Raw genomic sequence first — 23,230 nt, 5'->3', positions numbered from 1 at the left:
CCCTCCCTACGGCACGAGCCGGATACGGTAGTAACGTGCCGGACTGTTGGTCGCCCCGCCGCTGTCCACGTAGTTGGTGGTCGCATCTCCGCCGACGGTGATGATGATCGGAGGGCTGATGTCGCTAAAGTTCGTGCCATAGCCACCGTTGCCGTCGCCGGTGCTTGCTTGCACAGCGTTGGTTCTCACACCGGCAGTCGTCCAAGTGATGGTGACATTGTGACCTTCGGGCGTCACTGCGGTAATCCGCAACGCCGACGCGCTGTTGGTCGGATTCAAGCCCGCCAAAAACTGGTTGGTGTTGCTCATCCCCTTGCCCAGTGGATCAGCGCCTGGCCCGCTAAACGACGAGGTACCGAGTTCAGCCAACGTGAAATACTGGTTTTCCCACGCGGTGAACGGATCCGATGGCGGCATGTTGCTGCCAACAACCAGGTTCACCTGTCCGATCGTGTTGGTGGAAACGGTATATGTGAAATTCGCGTTCGGCGTCGTGCCCATGGTGATGCCATTGTAGGTCAGCGTCCCGCCGTAGGTGAAGAGCGTGTACGTGTTGTTGGTGAAACCACCGGCATCGGTGATGTTGAGTGTGCCGCTCACCGAGAGATTGCCGATAACAACAATTTCAGTCGCGTTCGTACCCAACCCGAAGTTTAGCGTCGATGTGCCACCCAGATTCAGACTGTTACTCACCGTGAACGTGCTGCTGCCCAATGTAAGCAATGGATTGGTGCCGAGCATGTTGGTATCAGTGATCGTGGCCTGCGTGTTGAAGAAGCTCAGGTTGTTGTTGGTCCCTCCCTTTGCCAGGCCGCCCAACGTCACGACATTGATCCCCGGTGCCGAGTTGGTGATCAGGACTTCCGCATTATAAAGCGTCAGCGTGTTGGTGCTGCTGGGTGCAGTGAGATTGGAGTTGATGATCCGAATGCCCCGCGCGTTGTAGATGTCAAAAGTCTTGGTGGGGGCCGCGAAATTCACGTTGTACAGGGTCACGTTGGAAACGACCATCTCCTGTCGTCCCCACAGGATGCCCGCGATATTATTGCCCGTGGTCGCCGTCACCGTGAGATTGCTGAAGAGAATGTTGCGCCAGATGGGAGTATTATCAACAATCGGTTGGGCTGCGTTTGCAGCCGCATTGGACGGCATGATGTTGTTGGGCGTTCCGATGGAGTCGTAGAAACTGTACACAATGATCGGATAATCCACGTTGGTCATCGTAATGTCGATGTACCGGAGGTTCTCGACCAGCCCACCAATGTCCCGGTCGGATTTCAGACGGATCCCGTTATCGGTGCCATTGAACGTGCAATTGCTGACCAACAAATCATGCACCCCGCGTTGTGTGGGGCTACCGATGGACACGCCATGGCCGGTGCCAAAAGTGCAATTCGAGACGGTCATGTCCGCCACGGGAGCGGCGCTGCTTCCCATCTGGATGTTGTCATCCCCGACACTGATGGAACAGTTTTGGACCAGAACATTGGTCGAGCCCACGTCCATCCCGTCCGTATTGGGTGAATTCCCCGGGGTGTTTTCCGTAATGTTTTGGACGGTCACGCTCACGTTGTTACCCTTGAGCAACATATGAAACACCGGTGGGTTCTGCAGCGTCACACCCTGGATCAGAACGCGGGTGCAGCCGCTGAAGTCGATCATATGCGGGCGCAACGACTCATCGAGCGTGGGCGATTGCCACCAATTCGTGGAGCCGAAGCCGGCGTTCCCGTCGATGGTTCCTGACCCGCTGATCTCGATGTCGTTCAGGCCGGATGCGCTGATGAATGGCGGCAGACTCGGGCTGGGCCAGTTGGTGACGGTGGCTGTCGCGAAACGCGGAAGCATTTTTAGCGTCGCGCCGCTGTCCACCTCCAGATTGATGCTGCTGGAAAGGATAATCGGGCCGCTCAGGTACGTGCTGAGCGTGCCGCCCGACGGCACGATGACTGTGCCGCCGCCTGCCCCGGCAGCGGTATTGATCGCGCTTTGAATAGCCGCCGCGTTGTTTGAGACACCATTCCCCAACCCACCGAAGTCCAGGATGTTGAAGGTGTTGGTGGGAATCACCGGCAGCGGCGGTGTCCGGGGCAGCACCGTAAGGGTCGCGTTCAAACTGGATGTCGAGCCGATTGCATTACTCGCGACAAGAGTGTAGGTACCGGCATCAGTCAATTGGATGCCAGGCAGGTTTATCGTGGTCGAAGTAGCGCCGACAATCGGCGTCCCGTTGGCCTTCCACTGGTAACTGATCGGCTGAGCCCCGATGGTTGACGCGCTGAAGCTGGCATTGTCTCCAACCCGCGCGGTAAACCCTACCGGTTGCAAAATGAATATCGGCGTCACGGGATTGGTATTGACGGTCAGTACGGCGTTGGAACTGACGGCGGTGCCGATCGGGTTGCTGACGATGACGGAGTAAATGCCCGCGTCGCTGGGTTGCACGTTGGAAATTGTCAAAGTGCTGGACGTAGCATTCGTCAGCAACGAATTCGTGTTGTAGTACCACTGATAACTCAACGGTTCACTGCCGACGGCCACGACGCTGAATGCAGTGGGTTGAGTAGGAATGACAGTCAGATCTTGCGGTTGCGTGGTGATCGTTGGGGCGGCTTCCGTCACCGTCAAGTTCGCTACCGCGCTTGTCACGGAACCGGAGGAATTCGTTACGACGACAAAATAATCCCCGACGTCCGTCAATTGGACGTTCGTGAGCGTCAACGAGGGATTGGCGACGGGCGTGTGTGCCGGCGGGAAATTGACGCTGGAGGCAGCACCAATGGGTGTATTTGTGTCGTTGAAATACCACTGGTAGCTCAGCGGCAGCGTGCCGTTGACGACCGCACTGAACGTGGCGGTCTGCCCTGAAGAAAGCGCCTGATCCTGAGGATCCGCGAGAATCGCTGGAGCGACGGGCGCCGAACTCACTTCGACTTTCACTTCTTGGAACAGGTTCGTGGCGGGCGCCTGCGTATTGTTGGCCGGACGAAACTCGATCGTATCGAAGTTGAAGTTGGTAGCAGTGTTGTCGGCTGTGGAGAGGGAAAGCGTTGCGGCGTTGGCGAGGTTCGACCAGGTCATGGCGATCGCCATCGAACTCAGGTTCGTGCGTTGCAGAAGGATTTGGAATGTGTATTGCGTTAGGTTGCTGAAACCGGCAAACGTATTGGTGAGGCCACCTTTGGCCAGCGAGGTGTAGTCGGCACTGGCACCCAGCAAGGAAGCGTCCCCGATGGCAGTGCGTTTGCGAATATCAATCGGCTGATTGTCAGCGAAGACCACGTACATTTTCTGAAACAACGCATATCCTTCCACGAACGTACCCTGTCCACCGCTGCTGAACGGGGACCCATCCGCAGTCACTCGCTTGGGGACGTTGCTCCCATCCGCGGAATCGAACAAGCCAATCTTGAAACCCTGCGAACTGCTCCCAAGCGGTGGAACTCCATTGAACGTGAATCGGAAGGTCGCGGCCAGCGTATCCCCAACATTCAACTGCACGGGTGGAGTGTTGCTGTTGGCGGTGAAGTAGCTGATACCTGCACCGGAGCTGGTGCCCACGACCATGCGCAGCGCACCGCCCGAAACACTCAAGGACCCTGTGCTGGACGCAAACCACGCCGACCTTGTTGGCAGACTCTGGGTCCTGCGCGTGGTCGTTGTCCAAGAGGTCTGGTCCAGAAGAACAGTGGCGCGAACGGGTAATACCAGGCCAAATAGCGCGGCGAGGATCGGAACAACTTTGCGTCGGGATTCCGTTCTCATGTTCACGTTTCCATTCTCTATTCTCGAGGAAATCACGGCGTCGGCTCAAAGACGACAAAACCGCTGGTGTTGGAACCGAGGAAGTATCCGGCCCCCGATCCGTCGAGCTGCAGCACCAGCCCGTTGAAATTCACTGTCCGACCCAGCCCCGGATGCGTGAAGCTCCCGCTAAACTGTCCAGTCGCCGTCTGGATCTTCATTTGCAGGTTCTCCGGGTTTGGCGGCGGCACAATCACCGCGCCGACGTCCGTGACCAGCACTGTCTCCACGATACTGCTGACCAGGTTGCCGCCGCCCAGCGTCACCTGGCGGTTGCCCGCCGCACTCGGCCCGTTGTCTACCGGTGAGAGGTATTTCTGGCCCAGCAGCGTCACGTTGGTCGTGAACCCCGCTAGGAAATACGCTGAACCGGCCATCCGAGGACGGAACCAGTCCACCCTCGCCCCGACCGAGCTGTTGGTTCCGAACGTCATCCACCCAATCGACGCGCCGTGATTGTTGTACAGCACCTGGTACAGCGGCAACGTGCCGTGCTTGGACAGCGGCACCCGGACGTTGAGCTTCGTTCCGTCCGCCAGCACCCCACTCACTCGACCCAGTCCGGTTGGCGTCACTGTCAATGTCCCGTAACCGAATCCTTCCGGAAGGCTCGGATCGTCTCCTTCGGGCGGCTCCAGCACCACTGTAAAGGTACCGGCCAGCGGACAACGGGCCGTGGCGCTGAATATCTGGCGGTCGGCCAGCACCTCCGAGGTAAATTCCCCATCCGAGATACTCCCTCGTATCTGGTCGGTGCCTTCGACCAGATCCAAATGCAGGATCACCTGCAAGGAATCCAGCCCGGTACGTGTCACCGTGTTGGTCGCGTTGCCGGACGCATCGAACTGTCCCTTGAAGACGCTGCGCACGCCCCCCAGGCTCAGGCTGGCGGCAAACGGCCCGTTTCGGGTGACCATCAGCTTGATCGACCCCGAGCTGGCCTGCGAGGGCGCATTGGTTTGGATCGCCAAACCGTTGTACCGACCCAACGCCGGGACCGCCGTGACAAACGTCTGGGCGCAGGCATCGGCGCTCGACGCCGACACATGCCCGAGTTCATCCTGAGCCGCGACTACGTAGCAATACACCGTTTTAGCAGCCAGACTGTTGTCGGAATACGTAGTGTGGATTGTCGTCGCAATCTGCTCGCCGTCACGGTAGAGCCGGTAGCTGGCTACACCCGAACCGTTGTCACTGGAGGCGCTCCAGCTCAGATCGATCTGGTTGGTGGCAATGGTCGTGGCGGTCAGGTTGATCGGCACCGACGGAGCATTGTTGTCTACGATCACGCAATTGCTGGAAACGGCGGTGTTACCGGCCAGGTCATACGCCCTGGCCGAGAAACAGTGCGGCCCATCTGCCAGGGTTGTCGTGTTGAAACTGATGACGTATGGCGGAGAACTGATGGTCCCGAGCAGGAAGTTGCCATCCCGGTAGAATTCCACTTTCGCGACTTCAACATTGTCGGTTGCCGTCGCGCTGACAGCCACCGCGCCGCTCACGAGGCCCGCTGCCGGTGTGGTCAGAGCAACGGCGGGAGCGATGGTATCACCCGGCTGGTTCACCGTGAACGTCTGGCCGGCAATGGTCATTGTCCCGGCGCGCAGTGTGGTGCTGCTGCTCGGCAGGACGGCGTACACAATGGCGGCGTCGCCCGCGGCGTTGACGCTGCCACCAACAATCTGAATCCAACTGTCATTGCTGACGGCAGTCCAAGATGGGCAGGAATCCGCAGCGGACACGGTGACGAGGTTGGTCCCTCCCGTGACGCCAAAGCTGGCGTTCGTCGCGGATAATGTGTAGGCGCAGGCAGCCGTGATGTAATTGACGCGCGTATTGGTGCTCACCCCGCCCTGCCCGCTCACGATCAACTGTACGGTGTCGCTTCCAGCCGCGTTGTACGTGTGCGCCACGCTGGTCGCCACCGTATTGGTCGTCACTCCATCCCCAAAATCCCAAAACCGATTCGTGATCGAACCAATCGATGCGTCGGTGAACATCACAGTCAAGGGCAACACCCCGTTGGTCGGGTCGGCGGTAAAGTCGGCTATTGGTGCTGCAAACGTCACCAGTAGTCTCACAGCCCCGAGTGAACCAACATCCACGGTATAGTTGAAGAAGCTGGGGTTCGCCACCACACCCAGGGTCAGGATGGTTGGACTCCCGTTCGTGGTCAGTGTCCCACCGTAACTAAAGAGCACGTACGTCCCGTTGGTGAGGCCGCCGCCATCGGCGATATTCAGCGTGCCGTCCAATGCCAGATCGCCGCTCACAACTGTTGGTTCGCTGTTTGTGCCCGGTGCGTACTGCAACACCGCGCTGCTACTAAAGGCCACATTATTGCTAATCGTCAACGGGCCGGGGCCGCTGAGTGTGCCGCTCAGCGTATTACTGCCGCTGCTTATGACTAACGTGCTGGCCGAGAGCGCACGAAGATTGTTGGGGATAGTCACCGAGTCCTGCGTGAGCGTCAGCGTACTATTGTCCAGTGTGATGGAACCGGTGCCGAGCATGTTCGTATCGGTAATGGCGGCAACTGCGTTAACGAACGCGAGGACGTTGTTGGTCGGGGGCACCGCCAGCCCACCTAGTGATACCACGTTGGTGCTGGCGACGGCGTTCGTGATTGTGACCTGGGCGTTGTAGAGGGTCAAGGTGTTGGTACTACTGGGCGCAGTGAGGTTGGAGTCAATGATCTGGATGCCTTGCGCGTTGTAGATGTCAAAACTCTTGGTGGGCGCCGCGATATTCACGTGGTACAGCGTCAAGTTGGAAACGAGCATCTCCGGCAGGCCCCAGATCAGGCCGACGATGTTTTTCCCACTGGTCGAGAACACCGTCAGGTTGCTGATGGTGATGTTGCGCCAGATCGGGGTGGTGCTCGTGACGGTCTGAACGGTGTCCGTGGAAGCCATGAACGGGCTGATGTTGAAGGTGCTCGGCGAACCGATGGAGTCATAGTAGCTGTAAATCGCGATCGGGTAGCTCACGTTGGTCATTGTGATGTCGAGGTACTGGAGATTTTGCACCACACCGCCAATATCCCGGTCCGACTTCATATGGATGCCGTTTCTCGTGCCGTTGAACGTGCAGTTGCTCACGATCAAATCATGTACGCCGCCGCCCGCTCCATTCACCAAACTGCCAATCGACAACCCGTGCCCGGCGCCGAACGTGCAATTGGAGACGGTGATGTCCGCCGCCGCGGCGCTGCTGCCCCCGATCTCGATGTTGTCATCCCCGGCACTGATAAAGCAGTTGCGGACCAGCACATTCGTCGAGGCCAGGTCCATCCCGTCGGTATTGGGTGAAGAAGCCGGGGTGTTGATCGTAATGTTCTGGATCGTCAAACCGATGTTGGTGTTTTTCAACATGATGTGAAAGGTCGGCGGGTTCTGGAGCGTCACACCCTGGATCAGGACGCGTGTACTATGGGTGAATTGGATGAAGTTCGGCCGCGTCGAGGCTTTAGGGAACCACCAGTTCGTGCCTTGCCCGTCAATGATCCCCGAACCGGTGATGGCGACATCGGTGAGGCTGCTCCCGAGGATAAACGGTGTAGAAGCCGAAGGCCATTTGGGGATGATGGTCGAGCCGTTCGTCGTCACGTTGCGCGGGAGCATCTGGAGCATCGCGCCGCCGTCGATCTGCAGATTGATGCCGCTGGCGAGGTTGATCGGGCCGCTGAGGTAGGTACTCAACGTGCCGTTGGCCGGTATTTCGACGGTCCCTCCCCCGTTGGCGCTTGCGTCGTTGATGGCGCTCTGGATCGCAGCGGCGTTGTTCGTCAAGCCGTCGCCGATTGCGCCGTAGATCGCGTTCGTGACGACGAACGTTTGGTTGGCGATGATCGGCAATGACGGATCGCCCTGTGCCAGCCCGGCCAGTGCGAGCCAGACCAGCACGCACCGCATGATCGGCCAACCCGGCATCGGGGCGAAGGCCAGCCTTGTCCACCACCCGTGCTGCTTTCTGCTGAGCGGTTGATGCAGGCGCATGTATGCCATGTTGCTTGGACAAGCCGTATTACGGCACGAGCCGGACACGGTAATAACGCGACGGGGCATTGGTGAGACCGCCACTGTCCAGATAGTTCGTCGTTACATCCCCACTACCGGAAATAATGAGTGCACCGCTGATGTCCGTGAAGTTGGTATTGAAGCCACTGTTCGGATCGCCCGCCGTCGCTTGCACCGCGTTGGTGAAGCCACCTGCGGTCTTCCACGTAATCAGCACATCGCCTGCCCCCTGCGGCACGACGGAGATGATCTGCAAGGATGAGGCCGTACTATTCGGATCCGTGCCGGCCAGAAATTCCGCTTGATTGTTCATTCCGTCACCGTCCGGGTCCGCCGAGGCATCCGCGTTCGGGCAATTGGTGCAACCGAAGTGCGCCAATTGCCATTGCTGGAATGCCGACAGCGACGAGCTGATGTCAAGCGTGGCGGAACAACCCGCAGTGCCTGCGCTATTGCTGGCAATTACCGAATAGATGCCGACATTGGTTGATTGGACGCTATTCAGCGTAAGAACGGTATTGGTCGCATTAGCGATCGGCGTGTTGGTATTGAAGTACCATTGGTACGTCACGGGTGCGCTGCCGCCGGCGAACACGGAGAAAGATACATTTTGGCCCGTTGTGGCGATCAAGCTTGTCGGACAACTCCCGATTACCGGGGCGCTTGGCGCATAAGCTGTGATCATCCAGTTGGTCTTGTTCCATGTCAGCACCCCGGCTCCCGCGCCGGCCGTGGGGCTGGTGAGGATCGCCTGCAACTGGCTCGGATCGTCCATGGTATACGCGTAGGGCAGTTGATTACCGGGGAGATTCCATGAAAAGGCAATGATCGGGGCCTGGAACGGACCTAGTTGGCTGCCCGGATCGGTACTATTGCCGCGCGTGACCACGCCGTTCTTCCGATAAATTGTGTCGAGTGCCAGGATCTTGCCCGTGTAAGCTGGATTGGAAGGATCGGTCTGGTTATTCCGCAGCGGGGTAAGACATTCGAGGTACGCCGATTTCTCAACCAGGAGGGCGCCATTCTCGGTCGAGATCGCACCATTCATCGGTGGATTGAAGCTGTACGTGTTGTTCAGGGTATTTTGGTTTGCGGTGCTCATCGCGGCGGCACGCGCATTGCGCAGGTTCTTGGCGGCAAGTAATACGATGTCGTCCGCGTAGAGGTTGTAATCATGCACATTGCCGGCTCGCAACCGCGGCACGCAACGGTCCCACACGTTCATGAGCCACAGGTGGTGGAAGGTCATTGAGAGAGTCGCATTCAGTGGGTCGAGATCGTTCGAGCCCGCGAGGTGAGTCTTGTCATGCCCTTGTATAACCGTGACGATGTCGGTAGTGCTAAACCCATTACTGCGCAAGAAATTATAGAACGCATAGCTGGTTTTATTGGACTCGAGCTTGTTGATCTGCTGCCAAACAAAGCTGTTGGGATTGGTGGCCCCATCGTCACCGGTGTATTTGCACCAGGAAAAGGTAAGCGCCGAGCAGCCATGCTTCGTGTCAACGATACCGTCATACGACTTGGTGAAGGTGCAGTGGTCGATCCAGATGTTCGACACCACGCCGCCGTTACCGATGGTGATGAAATCCCAGTCGTTCTTGTCGTATTGACCTTTCGTCGCTTCATCCCATTCCCAGTTTTCATCGAACTTCAGATTGCGGATGATGATGTTGGTGCAACCTTTGACATTGAAGTTGCAATGCCTGATCGTGGAACCGTTGGCGGAGAAGATGGTCAGCCCGCCCTTGGGCTTGATGTCCATCAAGCTCATGCCCGTGACTAGGAGCACCGGGTGCAGTTGCGGTGGGTTGTGCGCGCGGAACGGAGTGCTGGACAGATTTTGCACGGTAGAGCCGATTTCATTCCAACCCAAGTTCAGGTCGTTCATGATCTCGATGACCTTCACGGAGCCCGCCGTCTTATTGGCGGAAAGAACGGCATTGGCCAAATCAAGCGGCGTAAACACCTGTCGATACGCGGGGTCGTTCGTGGCGATTACACCGCCACCCGTGGTGGTCCGCGCAAAGCCGGTCAGATTGTACGCGCTGTTCGGCACGATCACTGACGTCGTCACGCTAAGTTGGGCCGGATCGCTGGTTGTGACCCCGACACTGTTTGAAGCCGTGGCAGTGTAGTTGCCGTTATCGGCGGCCGAAACGTTCGTGAGGGTCAACGTGGTTGACGTCGCACCGGGTACGGGAACCCCATTCTTGTTCCACTGATAACTGATCGGCGCGGTACCCGCCGCCACTGCAGTGAAGCTGGCCGTGCCGCCGACCAGGACAACCTGCGAGGCTGGTTCCGTATTGAAAACCGGCGCCACGCCATTTGTGTTGATAGTAAGAACCGCATTGGAACTGGTGACGGAGCCGGCCGCATTACTCACGACGACAGAATAGGTGCCCACATTCCCAGCCTGTACGTTGGTGATCGTCAAAATGGAATCATTCGCATTCGCCACCGGCGTGTTGGTGTTGAAATACCACTGGTAGCTTAACGGATCGGAGCCGCCCGCAACCACGGTGAACGAAGCCGTCGCCCCAGGTAGGATATTGAGCTGGTTCTGTGGTTGGGTGCTGATCGACGGGGCGACCGGCAGGTTGACAGTCAATTGAGCCACTGCGCTGGTCACCGCGCCATACGCGTTGGACACCAGAACGGAGTACCCACCCGCATCGGAAGTCTGGGCATTCATGACTGTCAACGTGGAATTGGTCTGGATGTTCAACGCGGAGTTGGTGTTGTAATACCATTGATAGAACAACGGCGCTGTCCCGCTGGCCTGGACATTGAATTGCGCGTCATCACCGACAAACACAGACTGGTCCTGCGGATCCAGGTCAATCGAAGCCGGAGTCGCCCCGGGAATGAACTCGACCTTGAATAGAGTGGTATCAAACGAAGTGGCTGAATCGTTGGCGCTTGATGGGCGAAGGCCATAAGTATCGTACGTGAAGCTGCTGGGGGTGGTATCGGTAACAGAAACCGAGGCACTACCTGTGTTGTTGAGACTTCCACCCGTCATCGTGGCCGTGATATCCACCGCGTTCGTTGCGTTGCGCGTGATTGTCATCACGAAGGTGTACTGCGTGCCGCTGGCGTATCCGGTATTGCCACTGCTTGCACCATTCCCCAATGCGCCCCAGGTAAGCGTGCTGCTGGAGGAGAGGAACGCAGCGCTTGTCCCGGGAGCGACTCGCTTGATTAGCTGGAACGGGCTACTACTGGCCAACGTCGTGGCCATGTTCATAAACATGCCATAACCCGCGTAGGTGCTGCTGCCCGGGCTGCCGTCCCCGGTAAGTCGTGCACCTGATGGGCTATCCACGAGAGCGAGTCGCAAACCGCTTCCGCTGGTGCTGCTCCCGTTAACGCCGGAAGGAGTAAATACCCATGTAACCTTAATCGCGTCCCCTGCGCCGGCCAAAGTGACCGGGCTAGCCTCCGGCGTGAAGTAGGTTGTCCATGAGGCCGAGGAAGTGCCATTGGCCGGCATTGTTCCGACCAAGTGACCGGTACTCACAGTCAATGTACCGTTCGCATTGTACCAAACAGACTCCAGATCTCCATCGTTATCGGCATCAGTGCCGACCACTCCGTTATTCTCGGCGTATCCATTCGCTGCGGTGGGATCGGTCCGCGTACCGTCCTGCCACGTGTCGTTGACCAGGAGGTTGGCATGGGCGGATAGACCGAGCCCGACCATGGTGCCGATAACAAAAACCCTTAAAAAGGTATGCCTCATAATGATTTACTTCCAAGACCCGTCACCATCCCGCTCCGGGCTGCGCAAAGCGGGAGCTGTTTAGATTCAATAGTTTATCCCTATCCAGACGGTAAAGTCCACGCCAGCGGCATAGCATGGCTGTTCATTGAGCGAAAACGCTCCTAGAAACGCCTGTTAGGTCTTCGTTTGCGTCCCGCGGGTGTCAGGGCACCAACCGGACGCGGTAGTAACGTGCTGGGTTGTTGGTCGCACCGCCACTATCCGCGTAATTGGTGGTTGCGTCCCCACTACCCGTGATGATGATTGGTCCGCTGATATCAGTAAAGTTGGTTGAGTAACCGCCACTCCCGTCACCGCCGGTCGCCTGAACAGCATTGGTGTGGGCGCCCGCCGTTGTCCATGAGATCGAAACATCACTATCCTGCTTCACTGCGGAGATGATCCGCAGCGCCGACGCCGGATTGGTCGGATTGAGACCGGCAAGGAATTGGTTGGTGTTGCTCATTCCCTTGCCCAGCGGATCAGCGTCCGGCCCGCTGAAGGATGGGTTGGCCAGTTCGTCCGGTGTGAAATACTGGTTCTGCCACGCCGCAAAGGGATCCGTATTCGTTGGCACATTTACCGTAAGCGTGGCACCGGCACTATTGGTCGAGCCAACACTATTACTGACGATGGCCGAATAGATCCCGGCGTTGGTCGCCTGGATATTCGCGAGCGTAAATAGGAAATTGGTGGCACCGGCAATCGGACTGTTGGTATTGAAATACCACTGATAGCTCAATGGCGCGCTGCCCCCGGCCACAACCGTGAAGCTGATGGTGGTATTCTGGGAAACACTCTGGTTCTGAGGGCCCGCGACAATGACCGGCGCCGTCGGCGCATAGGACGTCACCAGCCAGTTTGTCTTGGCCCAGGTCAATACTCCCGCGCCAGCTCCTGCCGTGGGACTGGTGACGATGCCCTGTAACTGGCTCGGATCATCCGGGAAATAAGTGTACGGCAGTTGGTTGCCGGCCAGATTCCACGAGAAAGGAATGATTGGCGCCTGGAATGGGCCCAGTTGACTGCCCGGGTCGGTGCTGTTGCCGCGCGTCACGGAGCCATCCGCCGGGTTCACATAGATTGTATCCAGCGCCAGGATCTTCCCGGTGTATGCCGGGTTCGAAGGATCGGTCTGGTTGTTCCGCAGTGGTGTGATGCAGTCGATGTACACCGATTTCTCCACCAGCGTGGCCCCATTCTCGGTGGAGATACTTCCGTTAAGGAATGGATTGAAGCTATAGGAACTGCTGAATGGGTGCGAGTCGCGAAGATGTTTGGCGGCGATTCCCGCCGTGTCGTCCACATAGATGTTGTAGTCATGCACATTACCGCCGCGCAAACGGGGCAACCGATCCCATGGATTGATGAACCACTCGTGGTGCAGTGTGACGGTGTGCAAAGCATTGTTCGGGTCCATGTCATTGGCGCCGATCAAATGGGTCTTGTCGTGCCCCTGAATCACGGTGACTATGTCAGTACTGCTAAACCCGGCGGTGCGCAGGGTGTTGTACATTACGTAACTCGCCTTGTTTGATTCGAGCGCGTTGATCTGCTGCCACACCCAACTGTTATTGTTGGTCGCGCCGTCATCACCCGTGTACTTGCACCAGGAGATGGTAATCCCCGCGCTCCCGTTCTTGATGTCCACGATGCCATCATAGGCTTTCGTAAACGTACAGTGATCAATCCACAGGCCGGTGATGGAACCAGAGTCACCGATGGTCATGAAGTCCCAATTATTCTTGTCGTAATTGCCCTTGGTAGCTTCATCCCATTCCCACAGTTGGTCGAACTTAAGATTGCGGACGATGATGTTGGAGCCAGCCTTGATGTTCAGGTGCGCGTGGCGGATGGTCGAGCCGTTGGCGGAAAAGATTGTCAGCCCGTTTTTCTTTTGGATATCGATGAGACTGACCCCGGTCGTCAACAAGACGGGGTGCAGCAGCGGCGTGGAATCTGCGCGGAATGGCTCGCTCGTGGCCTTGGCGGCTGCCGGGATTTCATTATAACCAAGGTTCAGATCGTTCATGATCTCGATGACCCTGACCGTCTTGCTGATGAGCGCGTTGGCAAGATCGATCGCGGTAAAGACCTTCGCGTAATTGGGATCTGTATCCGCTAAAACACCGCCACCCGTGGTGCCCTGGCCGAAGCCGACCAAGTTATAGGCGCTCAGAGGCACGGGCACTGGTGGTGTCACGGTCAATTGGGCTGTTCCGCTAGTTGTCCCACCGACATTGTTGGAGGCAGTGACGGAATAGTTCCCATCGTCGGTAGTCTGCACATTGGTAATGCTGAACGTGGTGGCGGTCGCACCCGCAATCGCCACATTGTTCTTGCTCCACTGATACGTGATCGGGGCCGTGCCGGCGGCTGCGGCAGTGAAATTAACTATCGTCCCCGCCAGCGCGATCTGCGAAGATGGCTGGCTGATGAACACTGGCGCGACAGGGTTCGTGTTCACGATTAGAACTGCGTTGGAACTCGTAGCCGTGCCCGCAAGATTGCTCACCAACACCGAATAATTACCTGCCTGGCCCGGTTGGATATTGGTCAGTGTCAATGTCGAATCGTTTCCGCCGGTAATTGTGGTCGTGTTGTTAAGGAACCACTGGTAGGTCAGGGGCTGGGAGCCGCCCGCGACCACGTTGAAACTGAAGCTGCTGCCGGGCAGAACAGTTCCGCCCTGCGGTTGCGTGCCGATGCTGGGCGCGGTTGGGATGGTCACCGAGAGATTGGCAACGCCGCTGGTATCAACACCCGAAGTATTTGAGACGATGACGGAATATTGGCCGGAATCTGAAATCTGGCAATTCGTGAGTGTCAAGGTGGCACTGGTCGCATTGGTCAGCAGCGTTATGCCGTTGTAATACCATTGATAGCTCAACGGCGGTGAGCCGCTCGCGAGAACCCCAAACGAGGCGTTCTGGCCCACGAACACCGCCTGGTCCTGCGGGTCTGATGTGACAGTGGCGGGCGTGTTTGCCGGGATGAATTCAACCTTTGCTTCCTGGAAAGTAATTGTTGTCGCCGTGGAAGCCGCTGTCAGTGGACGCAGGCCGATCCCATCGAAATTAAAATTCGTGGCCCCGGTATCGGTTTCACTCGTAATCAGAGTCGCTCCGTTGGCGGTATTCAGCCAGGAAGCCGTAATCGCCATCGTATTGGTAGCCGTGCGTTGCAGGGTAATCTGCAGGATGTAATTCGTGCCGTTCGAGAACCCGGGAAATGCGGTGACGTTCCCGGGCCCGGTGCCCAGCGAAGTATAGTCGCTGCTCGTTCCTAACAGAGAATTGTCCGTCAAAGTCGTACGTTTGCGAATGTCCATCGGGGTGGAGTTGTTGAACTGTGGACTCATGTTTTGTAAAAGCGCATATCCTTGCACCCCGGCTCCCTGAGAACTGCTGCTAAAACCGTCCGCGGTCACCCGCTTGGGAGAAAGTGTTGAGTCGGCAAAATCAAATAACCCGATCCGAAACCCCTGCGAAGTATTCGATGCGGCCAGGCCGCTGAACGTCAGGTTGAATGTGGCTGTGAGCGCGTCACCGACACCCAGTTGCACGGGACTGGTGCTGTTGGTCGTATAATACGTGAGCACCAGGATAGCGCTGCTGCCCATTGACAGGTTCATCGATCCCGGCGTCGCCGCCAGCGATCCGCTACTGGACGCGAACCATGCGGACTCAGTCGGCAGGTTCTGGGTCGTGCGCAACCCATCGCTCCAGAAGTCATCAAGATAAACGGTGGCGAAATTGGAAGCGGTCAGTCCCAACAAAACAACCAGCATCAAAATGATCCTGTATATACGTTGCATATCCACGTGCTCCTATTCTCTACATCCGCGCGAATGTTCTATGGCACCAGCCGGACTCGATAATACCGCGACAGGCCATTCGTCACGCCGCCAGTATCCAGGTAATTGGTTGTTGCATCCCCGCTGCCCGTAATAATGACCGGACCACTGATGTCCGTAAAGTTGGTGGCATAACCGCCATTCCCATCACCGCTAGTGGCCTGTACGGCGTTGGTGTGGCCGCCCGCTGTCGTCCATGTGATCACGACGTCGCTGCCTTGCCGCATGGCGGAGATGATCCGTAGCGCCGAAGCCGCGTTGGTCGGGTTGAGGCCCGCGAGAAACTGATTTGTGTTGCTCATACCTTTGCCCAACGGATCGGCGTCCCCCGCCGCCTGTGCGCAGTTGGTGCAGCCAAAATATTGCAGTTGCCATGCCACGAACGGATCGAGAACCGTGACCAGATTCAACTGAAAGTTGGTGCCATCGCCACCCGGGCCGCTCGCAACCAGCGTCACCGAGTACGTGCCAACAGCCCCGTACGTGTGCACGAAGTTAGCGGCTGCCGCCGTGTTGGTTGTACTGCTGTCGCCAAAGTCCCAGAACAGATTAGTGATCGATCCCGTTGAAGTATCCGTGAAGGTAACTCCCAATGGCGCAACGCCCGAGGTCGGAATGGCTGTGAAACTGGCTGTCGGAGATGCTGCAGAACCGGAAACATCCAATTTCACAAGACCAGCGGTATTGGTGTTAATCACATACGTGAAGTTGGTGTTCGGCGTGGTGCCGATCGTGACGCCGTTGTACGTCAGCGCGCCGCCGTAGGTGAACAGTGTGTACGCGGTATTGGTGAACCCGCCAGCGTCGATTACATTGATCGTACCGCCCAAGGTCAGGTTTCCACTCACCACCGTCAGGTCGCTATTCGTGCCCAGCTCGTATCGCAAGACCGCGCCGCCATTGACTACCACATCGTTGCTGATCGTCAGTGTGCCGGGACTATTCCCCGGTGCCAGTGTACCGCTCACGGTCAGCGATCCACCGATGATACCGCCACCGCCCAAGGTCCCGGCGCTGACGACGGTGACCGCACCCGCGCCGGTCCCACTGCCGGTGGTGTTGTTCACCAGCAGAGTCCCGTTGCTCACCATCGTGCCGCCGGAGTAGGTATTGGCACCAGAAATCGTGAAGCTACCACTCCCAGCCTTCGTCAGGGCGACGGTGTGGGGTGTGCTGAGACTTGTCCCATCGGTGATCGTGCCATCAAATGTCGTGTTCGAGTTGAGGCCGCCAATGGCATAGGTGTCGATCCCCGGCCCGGTCTGGTCGCTGCCGGCCAGGGTCGACGACGTCCCACCCGAGAGAGCGCCCAGTGAAATCATGATGCTATTTGTCGCGTGGTTGTTCAGGATTCCCGAAAGGCCGTTTGCGAACACGGCATTGCCATCGCCCCAGGCATTCGTTCCCTGATCAAAGCGGAGAATGCCGCCGTTGGCGTTGGAAACCGTCCCGCTAAAGCCCGACCAGTTACCCCGCACCGATAACATGCTGAACGACGGTGTAACGAAACTGAGCGTCAACGGTCCGGGACCAGTCAGTACGCCGCTAAATATGTTGGTACCGGCGCTGACCACGAAAGTGCTGGCTGCAAGAACATTCAGTGGGTTGGAATACGTAATGGAACTCTGACTGAAGGTCAGCGTACTGCCCGACAGTGTGGTGGAACCGATGGCGAGTAGGTTGGTGGTGACGACACTCGCGTTGCCGTTGAAGAACGCGAGCGTATTGGTCCCGAAGACCAGCGTATTCGTGCCATTGTAGGCCAATCCGGTCATTGTCACCGGATTCGCATTGAGGGTGCTATTGGTAACGGTGACCTGAGCATTGTAGAGCGTCAACGTGTTGGTGCTGGTGGTGGGCAGGGTCAGGGTGGAGTCAGTGATTTGAACGGCCTTGCTGTTATAAATACAAAGCGTTTTGTTATGCGTGGCGATACTGACTTTCGAGATGTTAACGTTGGACACGAGCGATTCCGGTAATCCCCAAATGATTCCCGCGATATTTGCGCCGATCGAAGTCACCGTCACGTTGCTGATGGTGATGTTCTTGAAAATCGGGGTCGTACCGGTAACGGTGTGGACCGTGTCCGTGGCCGCCATGAAAGGACTGACGTTAATGCTACTCGAAGGCGAGCCAATTTGATGATAGTAGGGGTAGATCGCGACGAAGAAATTCACATTGCTCATGACAAGGTCGAGATACTTCAGGTCATGAATCGAGCCGCCGATGTCGCGGTCGGTCTTCATATGTATGCCATACTCGCAGCCATTCCAGGTACAGTTGCTTACGATAAGATTGTTTACCCCGGCTTGCGTGGGACTGCCAATCGACAGGCCATGACCACTACCGAAGAGGCAGTTGGTAATCGTGATGTCCGACGCCAACGCCGAACTGCTACCAATCTGGATATTGTCATCCCCGTCGCTGATGGAACACCCCTGGATCAACACATTCGTGGAGGCCAGATCGATGCCGTCCGTGTTCTGCGAGCCGCTCGCGGTGGCGATCTTGATATTCTGGATCGTCAGACCGTTGTTGTTGTTATGCACCATGATATGAAAGGTGGGCGGGTTCTGGAGCGTCACGCCCTGAATCAGCACCCGTTTACTGCCGTCGTACTCGATCATGTTTGGGCGGTTGGCAACCGCATTATTGCCGCCCGAAGTGCCCCACCAATTCGTCGTGGTGCCGGAGATAAATGAGGCATGGCCATCGATCGTCCCCGCGCCGCTGATCGCGCTATCAGTAATCGTGCCCCCGCTCAAGAAGGTAATCGTGCTCGGCCAATTGGCCATGGAGAGCATCGTCAACGTCGTGTTGGTGTCGATCAAGAGATTGACGTGGCTCTTGAGCGCAATTGGTCCGGACAAATAGTTGGTAAACGTCCCAACGGCCCGCACGCGAACGGTGCCACCCGTGGCGCCTGCGACGATATTCGTCGAGATCATGTTGATGGCCGCTTGAATTGCCGCGGCGTTGTTGGAAACGCCGTCGCCCAGCGCACCACCGGCAAACACTGTGTTGGTCACGTCGAAGACGAGGTTGCTGTTGAAAGTCGGGAGCGGAGGGGTGCCGGCGCGTGCCAATCCAGCGGACACAAACAGCAGGAATGCGGCAAAAACGTGGTGCAACCCGGGCATTTTACTTAATGACCGCCCACCCCGGCGGTGCATACTCCGCCCTCGAACGATAACCCTGCTTCCCGTCATGGGGATACTATACTTCTAACAAACATTTCTTCCACTTCCGACGAACCTGCAACATGTTCGAATGGCCACCCACCTTGTCGTGGATGGCCATTCGCGATTATTGGCTTATTTATTACCTATGGCGCCAACCGCACACGATAGTAGCGAGACGGGACGTTCGTTCCGCCGCCCACATCCGTATAGTTCGTGCTCGCATCACCACTGCCAGTGATGACGATGGGCCCACTCAAATCGCTGAAGTTGGTGGTGTACCCGCCGTTCCCATCGCCTGCGGTCGCCTGCACAACATTGGTGGCCCCACCGGCCGTGGCCCATGTGATGACCACGTCACTGCCGGATCGCGCCACGGAGCTGATGTGTAACCCCGACGCGCTATTGTTCGGGTCAGTCCCCGCCAGGAATTCAGCGAGGTTGTTCTGGCCATCGCCATCGGGATCCGCACTCGCGGCCGCCTGTGGGCAGTTGGTGCAACCGAAGTGCGACAATTGCCACGCTTGGAATGCTGTGACCACGGTAATCAGGTTGTTCGAGACAATCGTGCTGTTGGCGCCGAAGGCGTTGCTCGCGGTCAAGGTTACGGTGTAGGTACCTGCCGCATACGAATGCACCAGGGTAGTCCCACCCGCCAGATTCGTTGTGGTGCTGTCACCAAGATCCCAGAACAGGGTGATGTTCGGCGATCCGCTCGATGTATCCGTAAAGGTCACAGCCAACGGTTCCGTACCACTGGTCGGTGCCGCCGTAAAGCTGGCCGATGGACCCGTGCCCACGACCGTCAACGTCGCGCTGCCGCTGGTGATTGAACCCGCGATATTCGAAACGATCACGGAATACCCTCCCGCGTCGCCTGCCAGCGCGCTCGGGATGACAAACGTGGGGCCCGTCGCACCGGTGATGGTCGCACCATTCTTGAGCCACTGATAGTTCGGATCGGGAATACCGGTGGCAGCCACGGTGAATGTCGCGTTGACGCCCGCTGTGACCGTCACGCTGACCGGGTTCGTCAAGATGTTCGGGGCGAGTTGCGGCACCCAGCCGCTGAGCCAGCAGGTCGGACTTAAGGCACACGCCAGATTCGGATCGCCATTAGTCAGGGTGACGCCGTTAAACGACAGCGGGCTGCCCGTGAGCAGGTCGGTGTCGTTGTAGGTCCACCACCGCAGATTCGGACACCCCGTAAGATCCGCCGCTGTCCAGCCCACGACATTGCTGTCGATTTGGCAATTGATAAAGGCGGCATTGCCATCGCAGAACCCGAGCGCGCGCCCGAACGTGGTATTAGTGACATTCGTGCCGCCTCTTGTAATCTGGCAGTCCACGAAGTCCAAGCCGTTGCTGCCGGCGGGAGTTCGCGGTTGGGTAATCGAAGCGCCGCCAGTCACCGAGCGGATTTCACAGTTTGTAGCGAAAAGATTCCCAACACCCCAGATGAAGTCCGTATCACCCACGATCAAGCTCTTGTAGAAGTATGCCTGCGAGCTGAAGTCGTTGATGAGGATCGTGTCCTGGAAGCTGTCCACTTCCGCGTAGTTGAGAATGAACCGCCTGGCCGCCGTATTGACCATGATTGCCTCGGCCTGTGACCCGCCCTTGGGCGTCATATTGGTCACGGTCATGTTCTCAATCGCGTTATCGTTGGCATTGATCTTGAAGGCCATACGATTCGCCGTGCTGCCGTTGATATTATTGTTATTGGGGTAACCAACGCGCGTCTTCGTCCGGTCCTGGCCGCGGAATGTGATGTTGTTCTTGAGCCGCGTGTCGACGATTTCCGTGTAGGTGCCGTTGCGGATATTGATCAACGTTGGCGTCGTGTTGTTCGCTGGCACTGAATCCACCGCGCCCTGGACGGTCGCGAAGTCGTCACTCTCATTGGTGCTCACAATAACATTGAGCGGATTAGCCGGGCCGGCGGGCTTGGTCGTGAAGACCCAGCCGTTTGTGCTGACGATGCCGGCATACAAGGCGCCGTTGGTATCGGTGAAGATGCCGGCGTCCACAGTGACAAAATACGTCTGGTTCGTACCCAACACGCCGAGATGCGGGTAGATCGCGACGGTCGTACCGGTGATGATGACCGGGAACGTGCTGAATGTTTCGCCGCCGATGGTGCGCGACTGCAGCACACCGAGACTTGTGTCGATTGTATCCACAGCCGACGCGGGATTGGTCACATTGTAAATCGAGACTTTACCAGCGCCGTTCAACACAGGCAGGCGGTCAAACGCCATGAACAGCGGCGTATCGTAACACACGCTCGGAGCGCCGTTGGCCGGCGTCAGCACAGCGGCCATCGTGGAATTAACCGTGAGTGTCACGTTGGTGCTATCGATAGTCCCCGCGGTGTTAGTGATTCGGACACGGTAGGTGCCCGCGTTAGCCGGAGTCGCGCTCGTAATCGTGTAGCATGTACTGGTGGCGTTCAGGATGGAGCTGTTTCCGAAGAACCATTGATAGGTCGGTGTCGGCACGCCATTGGTGGACACCACACAGAAGGTTGCGCTCTGCGTCTGCGTGACCACCAAACTTTGCGGCTGCGTGGCGATGATCGGGGCGACAATGACGTGCAACGTCTGGCTATTGGTTGCACTGCCCGAGCTGTTGGTCGCAATCAATGTATAGAGGAACCCGTCCTGGGAAAATTGAACATTCGTCAGGATGAGCGGAATGCCCGTCGCGCCGGGAATATCAATCCCGTTGACCTGCCATTTAACCCCGGGCGAAGGTGAGCCGGCAACCGAGGCATTGAACGTGCCATTGTTGCCCTGAATGACGGTCTGATCCGACATGCCACTGATACTCGGCGGAACGTTGCCATTTGAGACCGTGAGGCCCATGCAGTTCGTCGCCGAGCCCTGACTGTTGGTGGCAATGATGCAATAACTGCCGCTGTCGTTGGTCTGTCCATTCGAAAGAGTCAGCGTCAGGGTCTGGCTTCCGGCAATCGTCGAACCGTTTCCGGTCGCGCCGTCTGTGATATTATTGCCGTTGTACTGCCAGTACACTCCCGGTGTCGGCACACCGGTTACGGTGGCGCTAATGATGGCGTTACTGCCAACGAGGATCACCTGGTTCGTCGGGCCGGTCAGCCCCGGCACAACTTCTTGCGGGACGATCTTGAGAATGCCTTGGGGAAATTGCGTGAGGTCATAGCGCAAGCTCGGATCCAGTGCCGGCAGGTTGCTGGAGGTAAAGCCGCCGCTCAAGGCTCCCGCCGCGAAAATCGTGTAAACGTCGCCCGCCGAAAGAGGCGCAGTGCCGTTGGTGACGATCGTGATCGTCCCGGCGTTGGCCAGGGTGCCAAGGACGTTGAGAAAATCATTGCTGCCGGACTGACTGCTGTCCAACTTGATTCTGGTCGTCGTGCCCGAGACGAGAGAGAGGTTGTTGGTGAACGTAAGCGTTCCTACCGAGCTTCCCGAACCAAGTGACAGCGCCGAAGTACCCGCTGTGTAGGCAGTATTGGCCGCAATCGTACCGAAGCCCGTAATCGCGCCGGCGTTATTGGTTACTCCCACCGATGCCCGCAGCAACCCACCCGCCATTTTCAGCGAATCCCCAGCAGCGATGGTCACCACGGTAACGTTGGAGACCACTCCATTATTACCCACGACGAGTGAATTGTTTGACCCAACGCCAGTGGTATTGCCGACCTGAATGATTCGTCCGCCATTATCCCAGATGCCGCCACCTTGTACGGTCACTGTATTATTTGACGAACCGCTGCCAGCGCCAATCGTGGCGGTCTGATTCCTGGTGAATAGCTGCCCGCTCGAGTCCACAATGACTGAATTAAAGCTGGAAGGAGCCTGGAAACCCAATTGGAAAGTGCTCATCACGGTCATGGAGGCCGAGTTGGATATCGCCAACGAGCAATTGTTGGCCAGCGCTACGTTACCAATCGACATGCCGTTCGCATTTGACCACGACGACCCGGAACCGCTCACAACCAGTTGTGAAGGGGTTGCACCGGCATTATTCGCTATGACCGTAATACCCCCGACGAACGTGCCGTTGGTGAAAAAGATGGATGTCGCGGCACCCGAGTTGCGTCCAACAGTCATGCGAGCATTGCCCGTTGGCGCGCCAGCATTGGTGTTGTACATGCTTCCACAAGCAATGTAAACGATCGTGGTCCCCTGTTGGCCAAACACGAAGTCCGAGCCGCTGGTTGTATTCCCATTGAGGCCCACAAATGTGTTCGTTCCAAAGTCCAGGGTAAGATTGAGGGTTTGGCCACCCCCGCTGGCACCGATTTGAAACGAGCCATTGTTCAAGAAATTGTTGGTCAGCCGCAGGGTCTTCGTCGCCGCCTGTAGAATCGTAAAGGTGTCGAGGTTTGTCCCGGGGCCACCGACCGGGCTCCAAGCGTTGGGATCACTGAGGAAAGCGGTGGCTGCAGTATTGGTAAAATTGTACGTGACCTGCGCCTGCGTGTCACCCACACCTATGAATAGGGCCAATCCAACGGCCATGGCTCCCGCCGCGAGTGACTTCAGGGATTTGCGGAAATTGTGCGTGGTCACTCGGAGCGGATGTGGCATGGTCATAGGATTTTTCCCTCTCGCGATAC

The 23,230-nt window shown here is 57.5% G+C and carries 6 protein-coding genes; all 6 read right to left on the bottom strand.

Going from position 1 to position 23,230, the window contains the following annotated elements:
- Nucleotides 1–6 precede the first annotated feature (6 nt).
- Nucleotides 7–3,765 carry a glycosyl hydrolase family 28 protein gene (locus VNL17_02525; protein HXI82949.1) on the bottom strand — a complete coding sequence of 1,253 codons (3,759 nt, stop codon included), beginning with the start codon at nucleotides 3,763–3,765 and terminating at the stop codon, nucleotides 7–9.
- Nucleotides 3,766–3,797: 32 nt separating this feature from the next.
- Nucleotides 3,798–7,871 carry a glycosyl hydrolase family 28 protein gene (locus VNL17_02520; protein HXI82948.1) on the bottom strand — a complete coding sequence of 1,358 codons (4,074 nt, stop codon included), beginning with the start codon at nucleotides 7,869–7,871 and terminating at the stop codon, nucleotides 3,798–3,800.
- Nucleotides 7,831–11,571 (bottom strand): immunoglobulin domain-containing protein, encoded by a 3,741-nt coding sequence (locus VNL17_02515; GenBank protein HXI82947.1) that lies wholly within the window; start codon nucleotides 11,569–11,571, stop codon nucleotides 7,831–7,833. The genes VNL17_02520 and VNL17_02515 overlap by 41 nt, the downstream gene beginning before the upstream one ends.
- A gap of 184 nt (nucleotides 11,572–11,755) precedes the next feature.
- Nucleotides 11,756–15,409 carry an immunoglobulin domain-containing protein gene (locus VNL17_02510; protein HXI82946.1) on the bottom strand — a complete coding sequence of 1,218 codons (3,654 nt, stop codon included), beginning with the start codon at nucleotides 15,407–15,409 and terminating at the stop codon, nucleotides 11,756–11,758.
- Between the two features lie 38 nt (nucleotides 15,410–15,447).
- Nucleotides 15,448–18,588 carry a glycosyl hydrolase family 28 protein gene (locus VNL17_02505; protein HXI82945.1) on the bottom strand — a complete coding sequence of 1,047 codons (3,141 nt, stop codon included), beginning with the start codon at nucleotides 18,586–18,588 and terminating at the stop codon, nucleotides 15,448–15,450.
- A gap of 185 nt (nucleotides 18,589–18,773) precedes the next feature.
- Nucleotides 18,774–23,207 carry a pectinesterase family protein gene (locus VNL17_02500; GenBank protein HXI82944.1) on the bottom strand — a complete coding sequence of 1,478 codons (4,434 nt, stop codon included), beginning with the start codon at nucleotides 23,205–23,207 and terminating at the stop codon, nucleotides 18,774–18,776.
- Nucleotides 23,208–23,230 lie beyond the last annotated feature (23 nt).

The organism is Verrucomicrobiia bacterium, assembly GCA_035577545.1.
In the GTDB taxonomy this organism is placed as follows: Bacteria; Verrucomicrobiota; Verrucomicrobiia; order Palsa-1439; family Palsa-1439; genus Palsa-1439.
The sequence above is the reverse complement of the archived record's forward strand: the minus strand, read 5'-3'. Positions and strand labels throughout refer to the sequence as shown.

What these genes read in the sequence shown, in the direction of transcription:
- VNL17_02505 (HXI82945.1), bottom strand. Translation starts at nt 18,588, where the DNA reads ATGCCCGGGTTGCACCACGTTTTTGCCGCATTCCTGCTGTTTGTGTCC.
- VNL17_02520 (HXI82948.1), bottom strand. Translation starts at nt 7,871, where the DNA reads ATGCCCCGTCGCGTTATTACCGTGTCCGGCTCGTGCCGTAATACGGCT.
- VNL17_02500 (HXI82944.1), bottom strand. Translation starts at nt 23,207, where the DNA reads ATGACCATGCCACATCCGCTCCGAGTGACCACGCACAATTTCCGCAAA.
- VNL17_02525 (HXI82949.1), bottom strand. Translation starts at nt 3,765, where the DNA reads ATGAGAACGGAATCCCGACGCAAAGTTGTTCCGATCCTCGCCGCGCTA.
- VNL17_02510 (HXI82946.1), bottom strand. Translation starts at nt 15,409, where the DNA reads ATGCAACGTATATACAGGATCATTTTGATGCTGGTTGTTTTGTTGGGA.
- VNL17_02515 (HXI82947.1), bottom strand. Translation starts at nt 11,571, where the DNA reads ATGAGGCATACCTTTTTAAGGGTTTTTGTTATCGGCACCATGGTCGGG.